At 72.0% G+C, this 18,258-nt stretch carries 15 protein-coding genes; 8 read left to right on the forward strand and 7 right to left on the reverse strand.

Annotated elements, in window-relative coordinates; translation table 11 throughout:
- The first annotated feature begins 175 nt into the window (after positions 1–175).
- The 5 genes from E1289_RS05650 (at position 176) to E1289_RS05670 (ending at position 4,598) form a co-directional block, all read left to right on the forward strand.
- Positions 176–1,828 carry an ATP-binding protein gene (locus E1289_RS05650; protein WP_207928810.1) on the forward strand — a complete coding sequence of 551 codons (1,653 nt, stop codon included), beginning with the start codon at positions 176–178 and terminating at the stop codon, positions 1,826–1,828.
- Positions 1,829–1,920: 92 nt separating this feature from the next.
- Positions 1,921–2,334: a roadblock/LC7 domain-containing protein gene (locus E1289_RS05655; RefSeq protein WP_131976000.1), complete on the forward strand. Its 414-nt coding sequence runs from the start codon at positions 1,921–1,923 to the stop codon at positions 2,332–2,334.
- A complete protein-coding gene (locus E1289_RS05660) occupies positions 2,331–2,696 on the forward strand; it encodes a DUF742 domain-containing protein (RefSeq protein WP_131976002.1) in 366 nt (121 codons plus the stop codon). Before E1289_RS05655 ends, E1289_RS05660 begins: the two co-directional genes overlap by 4 nt.
- 46 nt (positions 2,697–2,742) lie before the next feature.
- A complete protein-coding gene (locus E1289_RS05665) occupies positions 2,743–3,321 on the forward strand; it encodes an ATP/GTP-binding protein (RefSeq protein WP_243712635.1) in 579 nt (192 codons plus the stop codon).
- On the forward strand, positions 3,318–4,598 hold the full coding sequence (locus tag E1289_RS05670) for a cytochrome P450 (protein WP_131976006.1): 1,281 nt from the start codon (positions 3,318–3,320) through the stop codon (positions 4,596–4,598). The genes E1289_RS05665 and E1289_RS05670 overlap by 4 nt, the downstream gene beginning before the upstream one ends.
- Here the strand turns inward: E1289_RS05670 and E1289_RS05675 are convergent.
- On the reverse strand, positions 4,582–5,799 hold the full coding sequence (locus E1289_RS05675) for a cytochrome P450 (RefSeq protein WP_131976008.1): 1,218 nt from the start codon (positions 5,797–5,799) through the stop codon (positions 4,582–4,584). The genes E1289_RS05670 and E1289_RS05675 overlap by 17 nt on opposite strands.
- A gap of 472 nt (positions 5,800–6,271) precedes the next feature.
- Here E1289_RS05675 and rox point away from each other — a divergent pair, with 472 nt between their 5' ends.
- Positions 6,272–7,705, forward strand: coding sequence for a rifampin monooxygenase (gene rox, locus E1289_RS05680; protein WP_207928813.1), 1,434 nt, complete (start codon positions 6,272–6,274; stop codon positions 7,703–7,705).
- Here the strand turns inward: rox and E1289_RS05685 are convergent.
- From E1289_RS05685 to E1289_RS39430, 3 genes are all read right to left on the reverse strand, one after another.
- Complete coding sequence (locus tag E1289_RS05685; protein WP_243712630.1) at positions 7,693–8,868, reverse strand: hypothetical protein; 1,176 nt, start codon at positions 8,866–8,868, stop codon at positions 7,693–7,695. The two genes, rox and E1289_RS05685, sit on opposite strands and share 13 nt — an antisense overlap.
- A 114-nt stretch (positions 8,869–8,982) precedes the next feature.
- Complete coding sequence (locus tag E1289_RS05690; protein ID WP_243712631.1) at positions 8,983–9,987, reverse strand: endonuclease/exonuclease/phosphatase family protein; 1,005 nt, start codon at positions 9,985–9,987, stop codon at positions 8,983–8,985.
- A complete protein-coding gene (locus E1289_RS39430) occupies positions 9,984–10,439 on the reverse strand; it encodes a M15 family metallopeptidase (protein WP_243712632.1) in 456 nt (151 codons plus the stop codon). The genes E1289_RS05690 and E1289_RS39430 overlap by 4 nt, the downstream gene beginning before the upstream one ends.
- Before the next feature lie 309 nt (positions 10,440–10,748).
- Here E1289_RS39430 and E1289_RS05700 point away from each other — a divergent pair, with 309 nt between their 5' ends.
- Together E1289_RS05700 and E1289_RS05705 are read left to right on the forward strand one after the other, a co-directional pair.
- Entirely contained in the window at positions 10,749–11,444 is a 696-nt protein-coding gene (locus E1289_RS05700) for a response regulator transcription factor (RefSeq protein WP_131976016.1), read from the forward strand.
- 58 nt (positions 11,445–11,502) lie between these two features.
- The gene (locus E1289_RS05705) at positions 11,503–12,606 is read left to right on the forward strand and encodes a HAMP domain-containing sensor histidine kinase (protein ID WP_279486847.1); all 1,104 of its coding nucleotides are present in this window, start codon (positions 11,503–11,505) and stop codon (positions 12,604–12,606) included.
- 93 nt (positions 12,607–12,699) lie between these two features.
- On the opposite strand, the gene E1289_RS05710 is transcribed toward E1289_RS05705, so the two are convergent.
- From E1289_RS05710 to E1289_RS05720, 3 genes are read right to left on the reverse strand one after another with little or no spacing between them, the layout of a single operon-like run.
- The gene (locus E1289_RS05710) at positions 12,700–16,044 is read right to left on the reverse strand and encodes an SbcC/MukB-like Walker B domain-containing protein (RefSeq protein WP_131976020.1); all 3,345 of its coding nucleotides are present in this window, start codon (positions 16,042–16,044) and stop codon (positions 12,700–12,702) included.
- Positions 16,041–16,712: a DUF4194 domain-containing protein gene (locus tag E1289_RS05715; protein ID WP_131976022.1), complete on the reverse strand. Its 672-nt coding sequence runs from the start codon at positions 16,710–16,712 to the stop codon at positions 16,041–16,043. The genes E1289_RS05710 and E1289_RS05715 overlap by 4 nt, the downstream gene beginning before the upstream one ends.
- Positions 16,705–18,219 (reverse strand): DUF3375 domain-containing protein, encoded by a 1,515-nt coding sequence (locus E1289_RS05720; RefSeq protein ID WP_131976024.1) that lies wholly within the window; start codon positions 18,217–18,219, stop codon positions 16,705–16,707. Before E1289_RS05720 ends, E1289_RS05715 begins: the two co-directional genes overlap by 8 nt.
- Positions 18,220–18,258 lie beyond the last annotated feature (39 nt).

An 18,258-nucleotide genomic window follows, 5' to 3' on the forward strand; every position in this document is an offset into this window, starting at 1 on the left:
GGGACGGTGATTTACTGAAGCATCTCCCCTTACTCCCGGGTCTTCGTGCATCATGGGTTCCGCCCTATTTCGGGGGTTCGTGCGTTTCGAGGTCCACATCCGGGTTGAGGCCCACTGTCCGCCGGGCTTGCGCACGGTTCCCATCAGCCAGCCCCTCGCTCAAAGGACAGGATGGATGCCGGTACACGCAGGCCGACTCCGCATCGAGCGCGCCCCACTGGAACGCGCACTCCTGGTATGGCTCATCGTGGCCATCGTCGGCGGCGGCGCCTGGCTGGCCACTCTCTTCGCCGTCGGCCCGCAGTCCCGCTCCCTGGTCGCGGGCGGCGGCGGAATCATGGTCCTCGCCCTCAGCGCCGCCATCGGGGTCGCCGCGTACCTCGCCGCGGACAACCGGCGGCTGCAAGGCCGGCTGGCGCAGGTCGCCGTCCAGGACGACCGGCTGGAGAGGCAGCTCGCGGAACTGGTCGACGGGCCGCTGCCCACCCTGGTCGCCCGGCTGGCCGACGGCGCCCGGCCGGAGGAGGTGCTGGTCGGCTTCCCGCCGGTGACCGACCGGACCCTCGGGCGGCTGCTGCGCATCGTCGTGGACGGCCTCGCGGCCGGTCAACGCGCGGAGGCGCGGGTGCGGGCGGAGTCGGCCGCACTGGAGGCGGAGGTGGGCTGGCTCGCCGACACCGCGCTGCCCGCCCTGGCCACCCGGATCAGGCACGACCGGGCCGGTGTCCCCGCCGTCCTGGCCGAACTCGCGGACCCCGCCCACGACACGACACGGCGCGTCCTGCACCGGGTCGCCGAGGACCTCGCCGCGGGCGAGCGGACCAGCGCCGCCGCGCTGGCCGCCTGCGCGAGCGCCGCCGCGCGGATCCAGGCGCGGACGACCCGGATGCTCGGTGAGCTGCGCGACCTGGAGGACCGCTACGGCGACGACAAGGTCTTCGGCGACCTGCTCGGCCTCGACCACGACGTCTCCCAGCTGGGACGGCTGGCCGACAGCATCGCGCTGCTCAGCGGCGGCCGGTCGGGGCGGCGCTGGACCAAGCCGATCGTGATGGAGAGCGTGCTGCGCGGCGCCATGGGCCGGATCGGTGCGTACCAGCGCATCCAGTACCACCTGACCAGTACCGCCGCGGTCGCCGGCTTCGCCGCGGAGGGCGTGATCCACGCGCTGGCGGAGCTGATGGACAACGCCGCCAACTTCTCCCCGCAGGGCAGCGCCGTGCACGTGTACGTCGAGGAAGAGGACGCGGGAATCCTGGTCACGATCGAGGACGCCGGCCTCGGCATGCGGCAGCGCGAACGGCAGCGCGCCGAACGGCTCGTCTCCGAGGCCGCCGATCTCAGCTCGCTGCCCGGCACCAGGCTCGGCCTGGCCGTCGTCGGGCGACTCGCCCGCAAGCACGGCCTGCGGGTCAGCTTCCGCCCGTCCTCGCGCGGCGGCATCGGCGTGATCGTGCTGATCCCCGCCAAGCTCGTCGTCTACACCCCGCCCGGCGCCGGGGACGCGGCGGACGAGGCCGTCCCCGCCGCCCGCCGGCCGGCGGAGCCGGAGCGCGAGGTCACGGTGCCCCAGCTGGACGGCGCGGAATCCGATGATCTGGTCCTGCCCAAACGCAGGCGGGGCGCCGCCCTCGCGAGCGCGCCCGCGGGACGGCCCGCGGCGCGCGAACCCCGTCCCCGCGACACGGGGAACCGGTTCGCCGCGTTCCGCCAGTCCGCGGCCGGCGCCCCGGCCGCCATCGCCGCCGAGCCGGACGGGACCGAGCCGGACGGGACCGAGCCGGACGGGACCGGGCCGGACGGGACCGGGCCCGCCGCGGACGAGTGAGCTCCGCGCCATGCCCCCCGCGTGAACGACGGACAGCAGGACTTACAGATGGGAGGAGGGGCGTCCCGGACCACCGGCCGCCCTGGGAACCGATGAACACCGATCAGCGTGATCTTGACTGGTTGCTCGCGGGCCTCGTGGACCGCGCACCGGGTGCCCGGCACGTCCTGGTGCTGTCCAGCGACGGCCTCAAGATCTGCTTCACGGCCGGACTCGACGAGGACAGGGCGGACCAGCTCGCCGCCATCGCGTCCGGCATCCAGAGCCTGTCGCTGAGCGCGTCCGCCGAGTTCGGCGAGGGTCTCGGAGCGGGTCAGTCCATGGTGGAGTTCGCCGGCGGCGTCCTGCTCATCGTCCCGGCGGGCCAGGGCGCGCACCTGGCCGTGGTCGCGGACGAGATCGCCGACGTCGGCCTGGTGGGGCACTGCATGAACGAGCTGGTCGAGCAGATCGGCGGGTACCTGACGGCCGCGCCACGCAGACTCGAGCACGACGTCCGCCCATGAACCGGCGCCCTCTCGACAGGGAGGACCCCGACCGGCTCTACACCGTGACCCGGGGACGCTCCGAGGCGAGCGACGACACGCTCGATCTGGTGGCGCTGATCGTCGCCGAGGACGAGCCCGAGCCCGGCATGCAGTCCGAGCACGCCACGATCCTGCGGCTCTGCCGCGGCAACCCCGTCGCGGTCGTCGAGCTGTCCGCCCGGATGCGGCTGCCGGTGAGCGTGCTGAAGATCCTGCTGCTCGACCTGCGCGACATGGGCCGCATCACCGTCCGCCATCCGTCCTCGGCCGCCGCCCCAGCCGCGTACGCGGCCGACCTGGAAACGCTGAAGCAGGTGCTCGTTGGACTCGAAAGCATTTGACCCGACGCCGGGCGCGCAGCCCGGCGAGCGGCTCGCCGGGACGCCGCTGCGGCAGACCGCCCGGGACGCGTTGAAGATCGTGATCGTCGGCGGGTTCGGCGTGGGCAAGACCACCATGGTCGGCTCGGTGAGCGAGATCAAGCCGCTCAGCACCGAGGAGACCATGACGCGGGCCGGGATCGGGATCGACGACCCCGGCCGGGTCGAGAGCAAGCGCACCACCACGGTCGCCTTCGACTTCGGCCGCATCTCGCTGGACGAGCAGCGAGTGCTCTACCTGTTCGGGGCGCCCGGGCAGGAGCGGTTCTGGTTCCTGTGGGACCAGCTCTTCGCCGGAAGCCTCGGCGCCATCGTCCTGGTGGACACGCGCCGGCTGGAGGAGTGCTTCTACAGCGTCGACCGCCTTGAGGCGCACGCCATGCCGTTCGTGGTGGCGGTCAACCGGTTCGACGGCCCGCGGCCGTCACTCGGCCGGGTCCGGGACGCGCTCTCCCTCGACGACGGCATCCCGCTGGTCGAGTGCGACGCCCGCTCCCGGGACTCCGCCAAGTCCGTGCTCATCACGCTCGTCCGGCACCTCACCCACCTCCGCGAACCATCCGCCGTCCAGGGGGTCGCACCGTGACCGAATCATCCATCCCGTCGTCCGCACCCGCCGGGGACGCCCCGCGGGACGACACCGCCGTGCGGCTGTACGGGGCCGCCGTCACCCGGGACCCCGCCGCGTTCTACCGTGAACTGCGCCGGGACCACGGCCCCGTCGTCCCGGTCCTGCTGGACGGCGACGTCCCCGCGTGGTTCGTCGTCGGCTACCGGGAGGTCAACCACATCACCAGCAACCCCATGCTGTTCGCGCGCGACTGCCGGCGCTGGAACGCCTGGGACCGGGTCCCCGACGACTGGCCGCTCATGCCGTATGTCGGATGGACGCCGTCAGTGATGTTCGCCGAGGGGGAGGAGCACCAGCGGCGGGCGGGCGCGATCGGGGACGCTCTCGACGCCGTCCACCGCACCGAACTCGCCGCCGTCTGCGAGGAACTCGCCGACGGGCTCATCGACGAGTTCGCCGGGAACGGGGAGGCCGACCTCGTCGCGCAGTACTCCCACCGCATCCCGCTGCTGGTCATCGCCCGCCTCTTCGGGCTGCCCGACTCCGATGTGCCCACCCTCGTCCAGGACGTCGCCGAGTCCCTCGACGCCGACGAGAAGGCCGTCGCGGCGCATCAGCGCATCCAGCAGCGCATGGCGGACCTGGTGGCCGAGCGGCGGCTGCGCCCGGGGCCGGACTTCCCGTCCCGGCTGCTGGCGCATCCGGCCGGGCTCGGCGACGAAGAGGTGATCATCGATCTGCTGGTGGTGATGGCCGCCGCGCAGCAGCCCACCGGCAACTGGATCGGCAACGCCCTGCGGCTGATGCTGGTCGACGACCATTTCTCCATGACGTTCCAGGGCGGCAGGAGCAGCGTCGACCAGGCGCTCACCCAGGTGCTCTGGGAGGACACCCCCACCCAGAACTTCATCGGCCGCTGGGCGGTGCACGGCTGCCGGCTCGGGGGACGCGACATCCGCGCCGGTGACCTGCTGGTCATGGGCTTGGCCGCGGCGAACGCCGATCCCCAGGTGCGGCCCGAGAGCGGCGCCGTCACCGGCAACCGCGCCCACCTGTCGTTCGGGCACGGCGAGCACGGCTGCCCGTTCCCGGCCCCGGAGCACGCCGAGGTGATCGCGCGGACGGCCATCGAGGTGCTGCTCGACCGCCTGCCGGACATCGAGCTGGCCGTCCCGCCGGACGACCTGGAGTGGCGGCCGTCCTTCTGGATGCGGGGGCTGCACACGCTCCCCGTCACCTTCAGTCCGGCCGCCCACGGGCTCGGCGCGGTGCCGTTCACCCCACCGGCGTGAACTCCAGCGGCAGGAGCGCGGGGCCGCGGGTGAACACACCGCGCTCGACCGGATCGGCCCCCTCCGCCAGCCGGACGTCGGGCATGGCGTCCAGCAGCATGTTCGTCCCGACCTCGACCTCCGTCTTGGCGAGCAGCGCGCCGACGCAGAAGTGCCGGCCGAGCGCGAACGCCAGATGGTCGGCCGCGGCGGAGAACGCGCTCGTGGTCGTCAGGTCGTCCCGGAAGATGTCGAAACGGCCGGGGTCCCGGTAGCGCTCGGGGTCCCGGTTGGCCGCGCCGATCAGGCAGGTGACCGTGCTGCCGGCGGGAATCGTCCCGCCGGCCACCGGCACGTCCGCGGCCGGCTGCCGCATGATCATGTGGACGGGCGGCGAGTAGCGCAGCGTCTCGGCGAAGGCCCGCGGGATCAGCGCACGGTCCCGCTGCACCGCCGCGAGCTGGTCCGGATGCGTGAGCAGGTTCGCGAACAGCGCGGAGACGGCCTTGTCGGTCGTCTCACCGCCCGCGGCCAGGAGCAGGCTGACGAACGCCTTGATGTCCTCGTCGCTCATCCGCGTCCCGTCGATCTCCGCCAGGCACAGCCGCGACAGCAGGTCGTCCCCGGGCTCCTCGCGGCGGCGGGCGATGATCGGCAGCATGTAGGCGGCGAGTTCCTCCCGCGTCCGGAGCCCGGCCTCCGCGACCTCCGGATCCTGGGCGAGGTTCCCCAGGAAAGCGATGATCGAGGTGTACCACCGCTGGAACCGCGCGTGATCCGCCTGATCGAGCCCGAGCATGTCGACGATGACGTTGATCGGGAAGTGCGTGCTGAACTGCCCGACCAGCTCCACCTTTCCCGCGGTGCGGAACTCGTCGATCAGGGTGCGCGCGTTCCGCTCGATCACCGGGAGGAATTTCTCCCGCAGCTCGTCACCCCGGAACGCGGGCGCCACCAGGCCCCGCCGTACCGCGTGCTCCCGACCGCTGAGCTGCAGAATCGTCCGCCCGTGCACGGGTTCGAGCTGCCAGTCGTAATTCGCGGTCGTGAACACCGGCTCCCGGAAGGCCCGCGCCACGTCCTCGTATCGCGAGATCACGTAGCTCTGCATCCCCTCATGCCAGAAGAGCGGCGCTTTCTCGCGCAGCACTTCATAGGCGCTGTAGGGGTCGGCGGCAAAGTCCTCCGACAAGATATCGGGAAGCTCGGGACTCGTGGACATTCTACTCCCATGAACGTGGTTCGGTAACCATTGCCGAGATTAGGAACCCGCCGGAAGAAAGTCCAGCTAAATGGGGTTTCGGACACACCCCCGACTGACCGAAACCGAACCTCCGCCCGGCGCACACCGTCCGCCTGGACGCGCGCAAGACCCGGGCCCGTTCGGAGTCGTGGCGCATGGCCGGAAAAGGGTTGGACGGGGCGACGCTCGCGCTTGTAGTTTGCAGTCGACCGTGACACGACCCGAGGAGGTGAGCACCGTGAACGCTGTTTCGATGTGGGTGCTCCCCCTTCCCTTCACGGCCGGCGATTGACGTAGGTGTCGCCGGGAGCGCCTCGACAACAGGCACTCCCGAAAGGCGAGACCCATGCACTCTTCGCACTTCACCACCGAGTCGGCGCCGGACGACGCGGTCGGACGCGACGTCCCCGAACTCCGGCCGCCGGGTGACGGCCCCGATCCCGCGCCCCTCATCTTCGACGTCATCATCGCCGGGTGTGGGCCCGCCGGCGCGATGCTGGCGGCCGAACTGCGGCTGCACGACGTTCGGGTACTCGTTCTGGAGAAGGAAACCGAGCCCGTGTCGTTCGTCCGCATCGTCGGGCTGCACATTCGCACTCTCGAACTGATGGACATGCGCGGACTGCTGGAGCGGATTCTCCAGCACGGAAGGCGGCGTCCGGCCGCCGGATTCTTCGCCGCCATCACCAAGCCCGTGCCCACGGGCCTGGACTCCGCGCACGCCTATCTGCTGGGCATCCAGCAGCGGGTGCTCGTTCAACTGCTCGAAGAACACGCGATCGAGCGGGGTGCGCAGGTCCGGCGCGGTTGCGCGGTGGCCGGTTTCGAGCAGGACGACGAAGGCGTGACCGTCGAGCTGGCCGGCGGGGAACGGCTGCGTTCGCGCTACCTCGTCGGCTGTGACGGCGCCCGCAGTACCGTGCGCAAACTGCTCGGCGTCGGATTCCCCGGCGAGCCCTCGCGGAACGAGACGCTGATGGGCGAGATGGAAGTGGGTGTGCCGCAGGAGGAGATCGCCGCCAGAGTGGCCGGGATCAGCGAGACCGGCAGCCGGTTCTGGCTCCGGCCCTTCGGGGAAACGGTCTACAGCGTCGTCGTTCCCGCCGCGGGCGTCAGCGACCGGGCGGAACCGCCCACACTCGAGGATTTCCAGCGGCGGTTGCGCGCCATCGCCGGTACCGATTTCGGCGTCCACTCCCCGCGCTGGCTGTCCCGCTTCGGGGATGCCACCCGGCTCGCCGAACGCTATCGGGTCGGGCGGGTGCTGCTGGCCGGCGACGCGGCGCACATCCATCCGCCGATCGGCGGTCAGGGCGTCAACCTGGGCGTTCAGGACGCGTTCAACCTAGGCTGGAAACTGGCCGCGCGGATCCGCGGATGGGCGCCGGAAACACTGCTGGACACCTACCAGGACGAACGCCGGCCCGTCGCCGCGGACGTACTGGACAACACCCGCGCGCAGACGGAACTGACGTCCGCCGAACCGGGCGCGCAGGCCGTGCGCAGGCTGCTCACCGAACTGATGGACTTCGACGAGGTGAACCGCCATCTGACCGAGAAGGTCACCGCGATCGGCATCCGCTACGACTTCGGGGAGGGCCCCGACCTGCTCGGCCGCCGCCTGCGCGACATCGACGTGAAACAGGGCCGCCTCTACGGTCTGCTGCATCGCGGCCGCGGCCTGCTGCTCGACCGCACCGAGCGCCTGACCGTCGGCGGCTGGGCAGACCGCGTCGACCACCTCGCGGACCCCACCGCGGCACTCGACGTCCCGTGCGTCCTGCTACGCCCCGACGGCCACGTCGCCTGGATCGGGGACGACCAGCGGGACCTGGACGACCACCTCTCCCGCTGGTTCGGCGACGCCCTTGGTCAGCACCAGTAGAGGTTCGAGTTCGTGCGGGTCACGTTGCGGAGGACGATGTTGCTACCGGAGCAGGGACTCCACCTGATGCCGGTGTTCGCCACATGCAGGTTCTGCAGGGTGATGTCGCGGGACGGCGGGAACTCGGAGCGCGCGGCGATCCGGACCTCGCCGCCGCCGTCGATCGTGCCCGACGAGATCGTCATGTTGTAGCAGTTCTCCAGCAGGACGGCGTTGTTGCCGGTGTGCGCGATGTCGACCTGGTCGATCACGGCGCCGCCGCTCTCGGAGACGCAGAAGACGCCGCGGCCGCCGCCACGGGCCTTGACGCTTCCCACGCGGATGTTGGTGGGATAGCCGTCCCCCACCCGGCCGTTGCGGTTGGCGAACCGCAACGCGGCGTAGCCGGTGCCGGTGCCGGCGCCGTCCGCGTCGACCCGGGTCACGGCGGCGTTGACGGTGTCGTTCAGCAGCAGGCCGGAGCCGCCGGTGTTCCGCGCCGTGACCCGGTTGACGGTGAGGCCATCGACACCGTAGGTCTCCACGCCGTGGGTGCTGCTCCCCGAGACGTACACCTGGTCGATGGCGATGTTCCGGGACCGCACGCTGCGGTCGCCGTGGTTGTCGATGCGGACGCCCAGCCCGCTCGACAGGCGCATCTGGATGTCACCGAGGACGACGTTCTCGACGTTCCGCATGAAGATGCCGTACAGGGGGCTTCCGGTGAGGTACAGGTAGCGCACCTCGATGTCGCGTGCCCCGCGCGCGTAGATCGGCGCCTGGTCGCCGGAGCCCGAGCCGGTCACGTTGATGGTCCCGCACACATCGATCCCGGTGTGGCTCCGCATCGAGATCCGCGATCCCGCGCTCATCGAGCCGTTGCCGCGCACGACCACCCACTCTTTGGAGGTGCGTCCCGGGGAGAGGCTGTCGATCGCGGCCTGCACGGCCGCCCGCATGTCGCCACCGCTGTACACGGTCCGGCCGCCGTTGCGCGTGGTCCACGTCCCGCCGCTCTGCACTGCCTCGGCGTTGTAGGACGAACGATCCCCGCACGCGGCGGCCGCGGGTGGCACGGACACCCCCACCACCGTCCCCGAAGCCACCGGAACAGCCGCCGCGAGCACGACGACGCGAGCGCGCCAGCGGCGCGGCACCAAGGAGCGGATCAGCACGGCACTCACCTCGACCGAGTCTAGAAAGCGCTTTCATCCGTATTCAACCGGGTGCGCTCCGGCATGCTCAACCCGCCTTCCACGGCTTTCACACCCGGCCGCCGACGACGTCCGGTCCGCACGTCACCAGCTGATTCCGGCCGCGACCGGCAGGTGGTCGCTGCCGGTGGCCGGCAGGACCCACGCGCTTCTCGGTGCCACGCCGCGGACCAGGATCTGGTCGATCCGCACCACCGGGAACCTCGCCGGCCAGGTGAAGCCGAAGCCGTCCCCGGCCTCGCCGTGGGCCGAGCGCATCCGCGAGGTGATGGCGTCGAACGCGCGGTCGTCCATGCTCCCGTTCAGGTCGCCGAGCAGCACCACCCGCTCGTTCCGCTCGGCGGCGACGGCCTCGCCGAGGGCCCTCGCGCCTCTGTCGCGGTGGACCGTCCAGAAGCCCGCCCTGGGGTTCACGCGTGCGGATCCCAGGTGGGCCACGTACACCGCCAGCGGGCCGCGGTCGGTGGTGACCGTGGTGCGCAGCGCCCGGTTGTAGCCCATCTTGACGTCGGCCGGTTTGGTGGCCGCCAGCGGCCCGTAGTCCATCTGGATGTCCACCGGCCGGGTGTCCGACAGCGGCAGCCTGCTCCACAGCCCGACCGTGCCCTGCACCGTGTGGTACGGGTACGCCCGGGCCAGTTCCTTCTCGTACGTGCGCCTGGCCTGCTCGGTCAGCTCCTCCAGGGCCAGCACGTCCACCCGGGAGGCGGCCAGGGCGCGGGCGGTGGCGGCCGGGTCGGGGTTGCCGGCGCCGACGTTGTGGCTGGCCACGGTGAGGTCGCTGCCCGAACGGGACTTGTCGCCGAGCAGCCCGCCGAAGAGGCTCAGCCACGCCAGGACCGGCAGCAGCAGCGCGGCCGTCGCGGAGGCGGAGCGGCGCCACAGCGCCCCGGCCAGCAGCACCGGGACGAACAGGCCGGACCATGGCAGGAAGGTCTCCACCAGGCTGCCGAGGTTCCCGATCCGGTTCGGGATCCTCGCGTGCAGCGCGATGAGCAGGCCCAGCAGCAGGGCCAGGGCCGCGAAGACCAGGCCGCGCTTCCAGGGCTCCGGCCGGAAGGCGGCCCCGATGCCCGCGCCGCCGTTCACCGCCGCATCCTCGGGTCCTGGGAGGGGTCGGCGAACATGCGCGGGCAACCGCGATGGACCGCATCGGTACGCAGCTCGTAGTGCCAGGGCTCGTTCCGGTAGATCTGGCACAGCCCGTACCGGGCACCGTGCTCGGACAGCCATGCCGTGGCGTCGGAGTGCCCGATGTCGACCGCGTCTCCCGACACGTGCAGAGAGGTCGCCGGGGTGGCGACCCACCGGGCGGCGGCGGCTTCGGACCCGTACTCGGAGACCGCCCGGCGGAACAGCCGCTCCTGGTACTCCGCGGAGCGCCAGCCGCTGTTGACGTAGAACTCGACGCCGTCGCCGGCGGCCTCGGCCGCGGCCCGGCGGAGGGCCGCGAGGAGGTCTGGGTCGAGGTTGGTCACGGCCGGGACCCCGTCGTCGAAGACCGTCACGCCGTAGGGGACGACACCGTCGGCCTCGCCCACCGCACCTCGGCGCTTGGGAGGTGGCTTCGAGGGTGGTGCGGGCGAGGACGGCAAGGGGGACGCGACCGAGGAGGACCACAGCGGTTCGGGCGAGGAAGGTGCGGCATTCCATGATCGGTGGCCGAGAGCCGCGGCGATGGCCGCTATGCCGAGTACCAGGCCGACGGCGAGGAACCGGCGAATCCGGCGGGACCTTGGGCGCGGTGGTGGGGTTGCGGTCATACCGCCAGTGAAGGCGGGGCGGTGTTGCCGGCACGTATGGGGATTTCGATACGCCGACGATATGCACCGGCTCTTAGCATCGAGAGCATGCGCGTGCTGATCGTCGAGGACGAACCGTTTCTGGCGGAAGCCGTCCGCGACGGCCTGCGCCTGGAAGCGATCGCGGCCGACCTCGCGGGGGACGGCGACACCGCACTGGAACTGCTGAACGTCAACGCCTACGACATCGCCGTCCTCGACCGCGACATCCCCGGACCCTCCGGAGACGAGATCGCCGAGCACATCGTCGCCACCGGCAGCGGCATGCCGATCCTGATGCTCACCGCCGCCGACCGGATCGACGACAAGGCCACGGGGTTCCGGCTGGGGGCCGACGACTACCTCACCAAACCGTTCGAGCTGCGCGAGCTCGTCCTGCGGCTGCGGGCCCTGGCCCGCCGGCGCGCGCACGCCCGGCCCCCGGTCAGCCAGGTCGCGGGCCTGCGGCTCGACCCCTTCCGCCGGGAGGTGTTCCGCGACGGGCGCTATGTCGCGCTCACCCGCAAGCAGTTCGCCGTGCTGGAGGTCCTCGTCGCGGCCGAAGGCGGTGTCGTCAGCGCCGAGGAACTGCTGGAGCGGGCCTGGGACGCCAACGCCGACCCCTTCACCAACGCCGTCCGCATCACCGTCTCCGCGTTGCGCAAACGACTGGGCGAACCCTGGCTGATCGCCACGGTGCCCGGCGTCGGCTACCGGATCGACACCGGCACGGACCCCGGCCATCCCGGCGGCACCGGTGAATAGGCGCCCGGGGCTCAGCGCCCGGCTGAAACTCACCCTCAGCTACGCCGGATTCCTTTTGGTGGCCGGTGCTCTCCTGCTGGCCGTGGTGTGGGTGTTCGTGCTGCGCTGGGTCCCCGACGTGGAACTCGGACGCATTCAGCAGCGGTCCGGTGTCGTGATCATCACCGGGCCGAACCGCTCCGACCTCCTGCGCGGCTTCGCCCCCGCCGCGGCCGCGGCGCTGGCCTTCCTCCTGGTGTTCGGCCTAGTGGGCGGATGGATCCTCGCCGGCCGGATGCTCGCACCGCTCAACCGGATCGCGGAAGCCGCACGGACGGCCGCGAACGGGTCCCTGTCCCACCGGATCAGGCTGCCGGGCCGCGGGGACGAGTTCCGCGAGCTCGCCGACGTGTTCGACGCGATGCTCGACCGGCTCGAAGCCCACGTCGCCGAACAGCAGCGGTTCGCCGCGAACGCCTCCCACGAACTGCGCACCCCGCTGGCCATCTCCAAGGCCCTCCTCGACGCCGCCCGCGACGACCCCGCGGGGGACCGGGGCGAACTCGTCGAGCGCCTCCAGACGATCAACACGCGGGCGATCGACCTGACCGAGGCCCTCCTGCTGCTCGGCCGCGCCGACCGCAAGACCTTCACCCGCGAGGTGGTCGACCTGTCCCTCCTCGCCGAGGAGGCCGCCGAAACGCTGCTTCCCCATGCCGAGAAGCGCCGGATCACGCTCGACGTCACCGGCGGGAAGGCACAGATCCTCGGGTCAGCGGAACTCGTCCTGCGGATGGTGAGCAATCTCGTCCAGAACGCCATCGTCCACAACCTCCCGGCTGGCGGCACCGTGACGGTCCACACCGAGTCGCGGGACGACGAGAGCGTGCTGCGCGTCGAGAACACCGGCCGGCCGGTCCCGCCCGACCTGCTGCCGACGATCACCGAACCGTTCCAACGCGGGACGCAGCGCATCCGCACCGACGAGCACGCGGGCGTCGGCCTCGGCCTGGCAATCGTGCACAGCATCGTCCGCGCGCACGACGGCGCCCTCGACCTCACCCCCCGCCCCGCCGGCGGCCTCCGCGCCACGATCCGGTTCCCCGGCGCCACGCGGGGAGATCTCCCGGTTACGGGGGAGATTTCGGGAGGACGTCCAGCAGGCGGGTTGCGGCTTCGGTGAGGGGGATCGCTTCCTGCTCGATCCGGCGGAACGGGGTCGGGCCCGCGGTCGCGATGGCGTCGTAGGCGGCCGGCCGCGTCGTGCCAGCCGGGGTCATGGGTCGGGGACGGCCACGATGGGTTTCGCCCAGGAGCGGCCCTCGGGGTTCTTGACGATCAGGTATTCGGCGTCCACGTGCGGTTCGATCGCGCTGTGCTTGTCGTTGGGGGCGCCGATGATCAGCTGGAAGCCCAGGCCCCGCCAGGCGCCGATGGCCCGGCCGGTGAAGTGCGCGTCCGCCTTGATCAGCGCCTCGTCGAGGAAGACGGGGGCGTAGCGCGGCCGTTCGGCGCCCGCGTCGCCGAGCTGGTAGCGGAGCGCGGCGCCCACGATGAACGCGACGAGTTCCTGGGACTCGCCGCCCGACTTCTCCCCGATGTGGTCGTAGACCGCGACGTGCTCGCCCGCGAGGTCGCACTTCTCCGCGCTGATCCGGACGTGGTTGCGCACGTCGATCAGGTCGGCGAAGTCGGGCGCGCCGCGGCGGATGTGGTCGATGACCTTGGCCATCCGGTGGTAGGCGCGCTCCCGGTCGGCGTCCGTGGCCGCCTTGTCGATGAGGGCGCGGACGTCGCGCAGCTCCTTGCGGAAGCGGGCTCGCACCGCGGAGTGGCTTTCCTGCGGGTCGATGCGCAGCCGGTGGTGGTCGTCCGCGAACGGCAGTTCCGCGAGGATGCGGTTGACCGGGTCGATCCGGTCGCGGATCTCCCGGACCGCGGCCGCGAGCTCGCTGTCCAGGCTGGTCAGGTCGTTGCCGGAGAGCTTGAGCAGGCTGTCGCGCCACTCGGACTCCAGCTCGTGCAGGCCGCTGGTCTCCAGGTCGGTGAGCAGGCGGTCGAAGTCGCGGTAGGAGGCGTCCGGGTCGGTGCCGAGGTTCGGGTTCGGCCAGCGCTCCACGAACGTCGAGAACGTGGCCTGCAGCGCATTCCGGGACCGGCCGATCTCCTCCTCCGCCGACTTGCGGTCGTCGTTCATCCGTTCGACGCCGCGCCGGTGCGCGGCGTCGAAGTCCGCCAGCGCCGTCGCGGGGTCGGTGCCGTCCGGGGCGGCGCCGAACAGCCCGGCGAGGTAGTCGCGATGTTCCGGGCTCACCTCGGTGCCGGTCGCCGCGGCGGTGTCCAGTGCCCGCTGGGCGCCGTCCACCTCGTCGACGATCGACTCCCAATCCTGGGCGAGGCGCTCCACCTGCTGCTTCTGTCCGCCCACGCGCTCGGTGAGCTTCCTGATCTCCTCCTTGAGCTCGTCCGACTCCACCTGCATTCGGTCGATCTCCGGGTTCCCCGCGCGGACCTCGGTGACGACCTCCTCCCAGCGTTTCCGCTCGGCGACGACCGATTCGACGTCCACCTGGTCCCAGGACAGTTCGGTGACGGTCTGGTAGGCGGTGCGTCTCTCCTCGAACGAGTTGAGGGCCTGCTCCGCCTCCATCGCGCGGGTGACGGCGTCGTCATGACGTTCGCGGGCGCGGCCGATCCGGTGGGCGAGGTCGGCGAGCAGCCGGGTGTTGCTGAAACCCAGCAGGTTGGCGCGGCCGTGGCCGCCGTGCGCGCCCCGGCCGCGCTGCGACGTCTGGCCGGTGATCGTGAGCGCCTTGTCGTGCTGCCCCAGCAGCCTGGGCGTCTCGACGCAGACGAAGTTGAAACCGCGGACGAGTTCGCTCTTGAGCCAGGCGGTGAACGGCGACGGCCGGTAGTCGAGCCGGCCCGGGAGCCTCTTGTCGTCCAGCCCGATCTCGTCGCGCATGCCGGTGCGGACGCCCTCGAAATGGATGCGCCGGGCGAGCGGCACCGCGTTGATCGCCTCGCGGAACGCGTTCAGCCGGCCGGCGTCGATCAGCATCCGGGTGGCGAACCCGCCGAGCGCCAGGTTGAACGCCTCCCGCCACGTCTCGTACTCCGTGCGCACCTCGATCAGCTCACCGACGAACGGCAGGTCGTCGGGGGTGAGGCCGGCGGCGTCGGCCAGCCGGTCGCGGGCGGCGTGCAGGTCGGTGGGGATGTTGCCGCGGCGGGCCTTGACCGCCTTGTGCTCGGCGCGCAGGTCGGCCAGTTCGCGTTCGGCCGCCTTGAGCTCCGCGGTCGCCTCGGCGAACTCGTGCTGGGCGGTCCTGCGCGCCTGGGAGTCGGCCAGCGCCCGGCGCGCGGTGTCGACCAGTGCGGCGAAGTCCTCGCCGGTCGACACGGAGGCGCCGATGGTGCCGAGGACCCGGTCCAGCCGCTCCCGTGCGCGTTCGACGTCGGCCAGCCGCCGCTCCACGTTGCGGATCTCGCGGAGCGCGGTGTCCAGCCGGTCGCCGCCGGAGGCGCGCAGGGTGTCGATGACCGCCTCCCGCCGGGACTCCGCCGCCTTGATCAGCGCGGCCGTCTCCCGGACCTCCGCCTCGGCGCGGCGGCGCCGCGCGGTCAGGTCCTCCTCGGCCGCGCGCAGCAGGTCGAGCCGGCTTTCGTGCCGCCACAGCGCCGCGGGGGACGCCGGGTCGGCGAACGATCCGACGTCCGCGATCACCCGCAGCCGGGCCGCCGCGCGGTCGGCGGCGTCCCGGTGGTCGCGGATCGGGGCCAGCGCCCGCACCTGCCGGCGGGCGGTGATCATCCGCTCCCGGGTACCGGACAGCTCGTCGAACTGCTGCACCACATCGTCCGCGGTGGCCAGGGTCGACGGCTCCTCCAGGACCATCGTCTTGTACAGCGCGTCGACCGTGGTGATCTGCTGCCCGGCCTGGATCCTGCCGAGCAGCCCGACCGCCTTGTGCCCGTCGCCGGCGGCGCCGATGCCCAGCGCGGTGTGCAGCCGGGCGGTGAAGTCCCGGTCGGTGTCGAAGCAGGTCAGGCCGGTCGCGGTCACCGCGGCACGGGACAGCCTGCCGCCCGCGGGGCCGTCCAGCTCGCGCAGGTCGTAGGCGTCGTCGCGGGTGGCGCGGACCGGGACGACGTCGTCGAGGGTGCGCGCGGACGACGGCACGTACCAGGCCCGCAGCGCGGTGAACATCGCACCGCCCTGGTCGGCCCAGGTCATCGCGATCGCCGACCAGGTGTCGCGGCCGTCCCCGCGCAGCACCCGCAGCCTCGTCTCGCCGTCCGCCCGCGCCTCGTCGAGCTTCCCGCGGGCGTAGGAGAGGATGTTGCGCTGGTCCTTGCCCCGGGGCCGGCCGACCACCCCGCCGTTGGACGCCCCGTTGAACGGCGTGGTGTGCGGCATCAGCAGCGCGATGTAGGAGTCCATCAGCGTCGACTTGCCCGACCCGGAGCCGCCGCTGAACAGGGTCGCGCCGGGCGCGAACCGGATGCGGTGATATCCGTCGTAACCACCCCAGTTGACCAGCTGCAGGTCCCGCGCCACCCACTGCTGCCCCCGCGACGCCGCCGGGATCAGCCCGAACAAGGTGTCGATCATGCTCATGGCGCGGCCCCGTTCCGCTCCCGCAGCCACCCGCTCAGCTCGGTGAGTCTCTCGATGCTCAGGACGACCTCGACCAGCGGCGTGATGCGGTACCGTCCCGCGGACTCCTCCGCGAGGAGCCCCTCGCTGACCAGCCGCTGCACGGCGTTCTGTATCTCGCGCTGGCTGCGGGCGAGGTTGTGGTCGTCCGGGTCGAAGTAGGTCAGAACGGTCTGCTCCAGCTCCTCGATGTCGACCCGCGCGGACGACTCACCGGCGCCGCGTTCCCGCTGGAACACGGTCCGCAGGTGGACCAGGACCAGGGTCTCGGCCCGGTTGTAGGGGTCGTCCCTCAGCAGGATCGGCACCTCCAGCTCCGCCGAGCGCACCTGCTGCTTGTAGGCGATGCCCCGGTCGTGGTCGACCACGAGCCGGACGAACAGGTCGTGCAGCCGCGACTCGATGATCTGCTGGTTCTCCAGCAGGGTCCGCCACTGCGCGGGATGCTTCTCGGCCAGCAGGAACCTGCGTTGCAGGAGCCGTACCAGCACGCGCCGCACGTCGACGTCCAGCGTTCCCGTGTCCCCGGCGAACAGTTCGGCCGGGTCGTCCTCCATCGCGACCGGCTCGATGAAGCCGGCGTCCGTGCCGGCCGGCCGGTCTTCCTCCACACTCTCCGTTTCACTCATCGTCGTTTCCCGCCGTCCCGTCCTTGGCGCGGGCCGGGGCCGGGTTCGCCGCCAGCACGCCGCCGAACGCGAGCCGCCGCCCGGTCCCGTCCGGCCGGACCGCGTCGACCACCGCGACCTCGGCCGTGTCGGTCATGCCGAGGCCATGCGCGATCTCCAGCAGGCCGAGCAGATCCACCGGCCGCCGTATCCGCTCGGCCGCCGCGCGGAACGCGGCCGCGATGTCGACCTCGTCCTCGTCGCCCGCGAACGCCGCCAGATGCGCGTGCAGTTCGGCGTACTGGGGACCGCCCCACGCCCGGGTGTCCGCGGACGGCACGTCCGCTGCCTCGTCCCACTCCTGCAGGGGCGTGGGCGGCTGGGCCGGACGCGGATCGCTCGTGGTCTGCCGCAGATGCCCGACGTCGGCCACGGGCAGGCGGCGCAGCGGGTCCACGGGCGCGCCGCGGCGCGACCCGGGCACCCAGCTGTGGAATCCGGACATCACGTCCCGCAGCAACTCGTCCACCTGCCGGTCCCGCATCGGGTCGTGGTTGCGCACCTGGGTGGTGATGACGTGCGACGCCTGCCGCTGCGCGGCCAGCACCTCCTTGACGCCCTGCTCGATCCGGCGCGCGATCTCGGCGAGTTCCCGGCGCTGCTGCTCCGGCATCAGCTCGGTGAACCGGTGCCGCAGCACGGTGCGCAGCAGCCCCCACAGGTCGTCGATCCGCGCCGGGTCGCCGATCAGGCGCAGCGCCCCGGCGAACGCGCGGCCCTCCGGTGTCGCGTCCATGATCTGCCGGCCGCGCTCCAGGTACTCGCGCAGCACCTCCCCGGTCGGCCGCACGTCCTGCCGCAGGTCGGCGACGACGTCCCGCTGCATCGCCTTGATCGACTCGGCGACGCGGGCGAAGTCGGCGGGCAGTTCCCGCGCCAGATGCAGCACGTTCTCCGCCGCCTCCAGGAGCTGGTCGTCGGCGACGGAGTCGACGGTGCCGCCCCGTTCGAGCCGCTCCAGCTCCCGGCGGCGCTGGTCGATCTCCGTCTGGAGGCGCGCCATCCGGGCCATCACGTCCGGGTCGGCGTCCTGCGCGAGCCGCTCGACCGCCTCCAGCAGCGTCCGGACCCGGGACTCCGACACCCTGGTCCGCGCGCCGCCGACCCGGCCGGCCACCTCCAGCGCCCCGACACCGTGCGCGGACAGCCGGTACACCTCGACGTCGTCGGAGACCTGCCGCACCAGCCAGCCCGCCTGCACCCACTGCCGGCACAGGTCACGGGCGTTCCCCGACGGCAGCGGCTGGTCGCCCTCGTGGCCGTAGCCCGCGGCCCGCAGCTGGTCGAGGGCGTCGGCGAGCTCCGCGTGGGCGTCCGCCACCGCCACCGTCGGCCGCTCCGGCGTGAACATCATCGCCAGCACCGTCACCACGAACGGCGCGTAGGTCCGGTGGAGCAGATCGAGCATCGGGTTCTGGAACGCCCGAAGCGCACCCTGATACGCGCCCTCCACGCCTCGTGTAGCCATCGCCGAACAGCGTACGACGGTCCGGGCGGCGGAGCGTCC

This window comes from Actinomadura sp. 6K520 (genome assembly GCF_004349245.1).
GTDB lineage: Bacteria > Actinomycetota > Actinomycetes > Streptosporangiales > Streptosporangiaceae > Spirillospora.

What these genes read in the sequence shown, in the direction of transcription:
- E1289_RS05715 (WP_131976022.1), bottom strand. Translation starts at nt 16,712, where the DNA reads ATGAGTGAAACGGAGAGTGTGGAGGAAGACCGGCCGGCCGGCACGGAC.
- E1289_RS05700 (WP_131976016.1), top strand. Translation starts at nt 10,749, where the DNA reads ATGCGCGTGCTGATCGTCGAGGACGAACCGTTTCTGGCGGAAGCCGTC.
- E1289_RS05660 (WP_131976002.1), top strand. Translation starts at nt 2,331, where the DNA reads ATGAACCGGCGCCCTCTCGACAGGGAGGACCCCGACCGGCTCTACACC.
- E1289_RS05710 (WP_131976020.1), bottom strand. Translation starts at nt 16,044, where the DNA reads ATGAGCATGATCGACACCTTGTTCGGGCTGATCCCGGCGGCGTCGCGG.
- E1289_RS05675 (WP_131976008.1), bottom strand. Translation starts at nt 5,799, where the DNA reads ATGTCCACGAGTCCCGAGCTTCCCGATATCTTGTCGGAGGACTTTGCC.
- E1289_RS05720 (WP_131976024.1), bottom strand. Translation starts at nt 18,219, where the DNA reads ATGGCTACACGAGGCGTGGAGGGCGCGTATCAGGGTGCGCTTCGGGCG.
- E1289_RS05655 (WP_131976000.1), top strand. Translation starts at nt 1,921, where the DNA reads ATGAACACCGATCAGCGTGATCTTGACTGGTTGCTCGCGGGCCTCGTG.
- E1289_RS05650 (WP_207928810.1), top strand. Translation starts at nt 176, where the DNA reads ATGCCGGTACACGCAGGCCGACTCCGCATCGAGCGCGCCCCACTGGAA.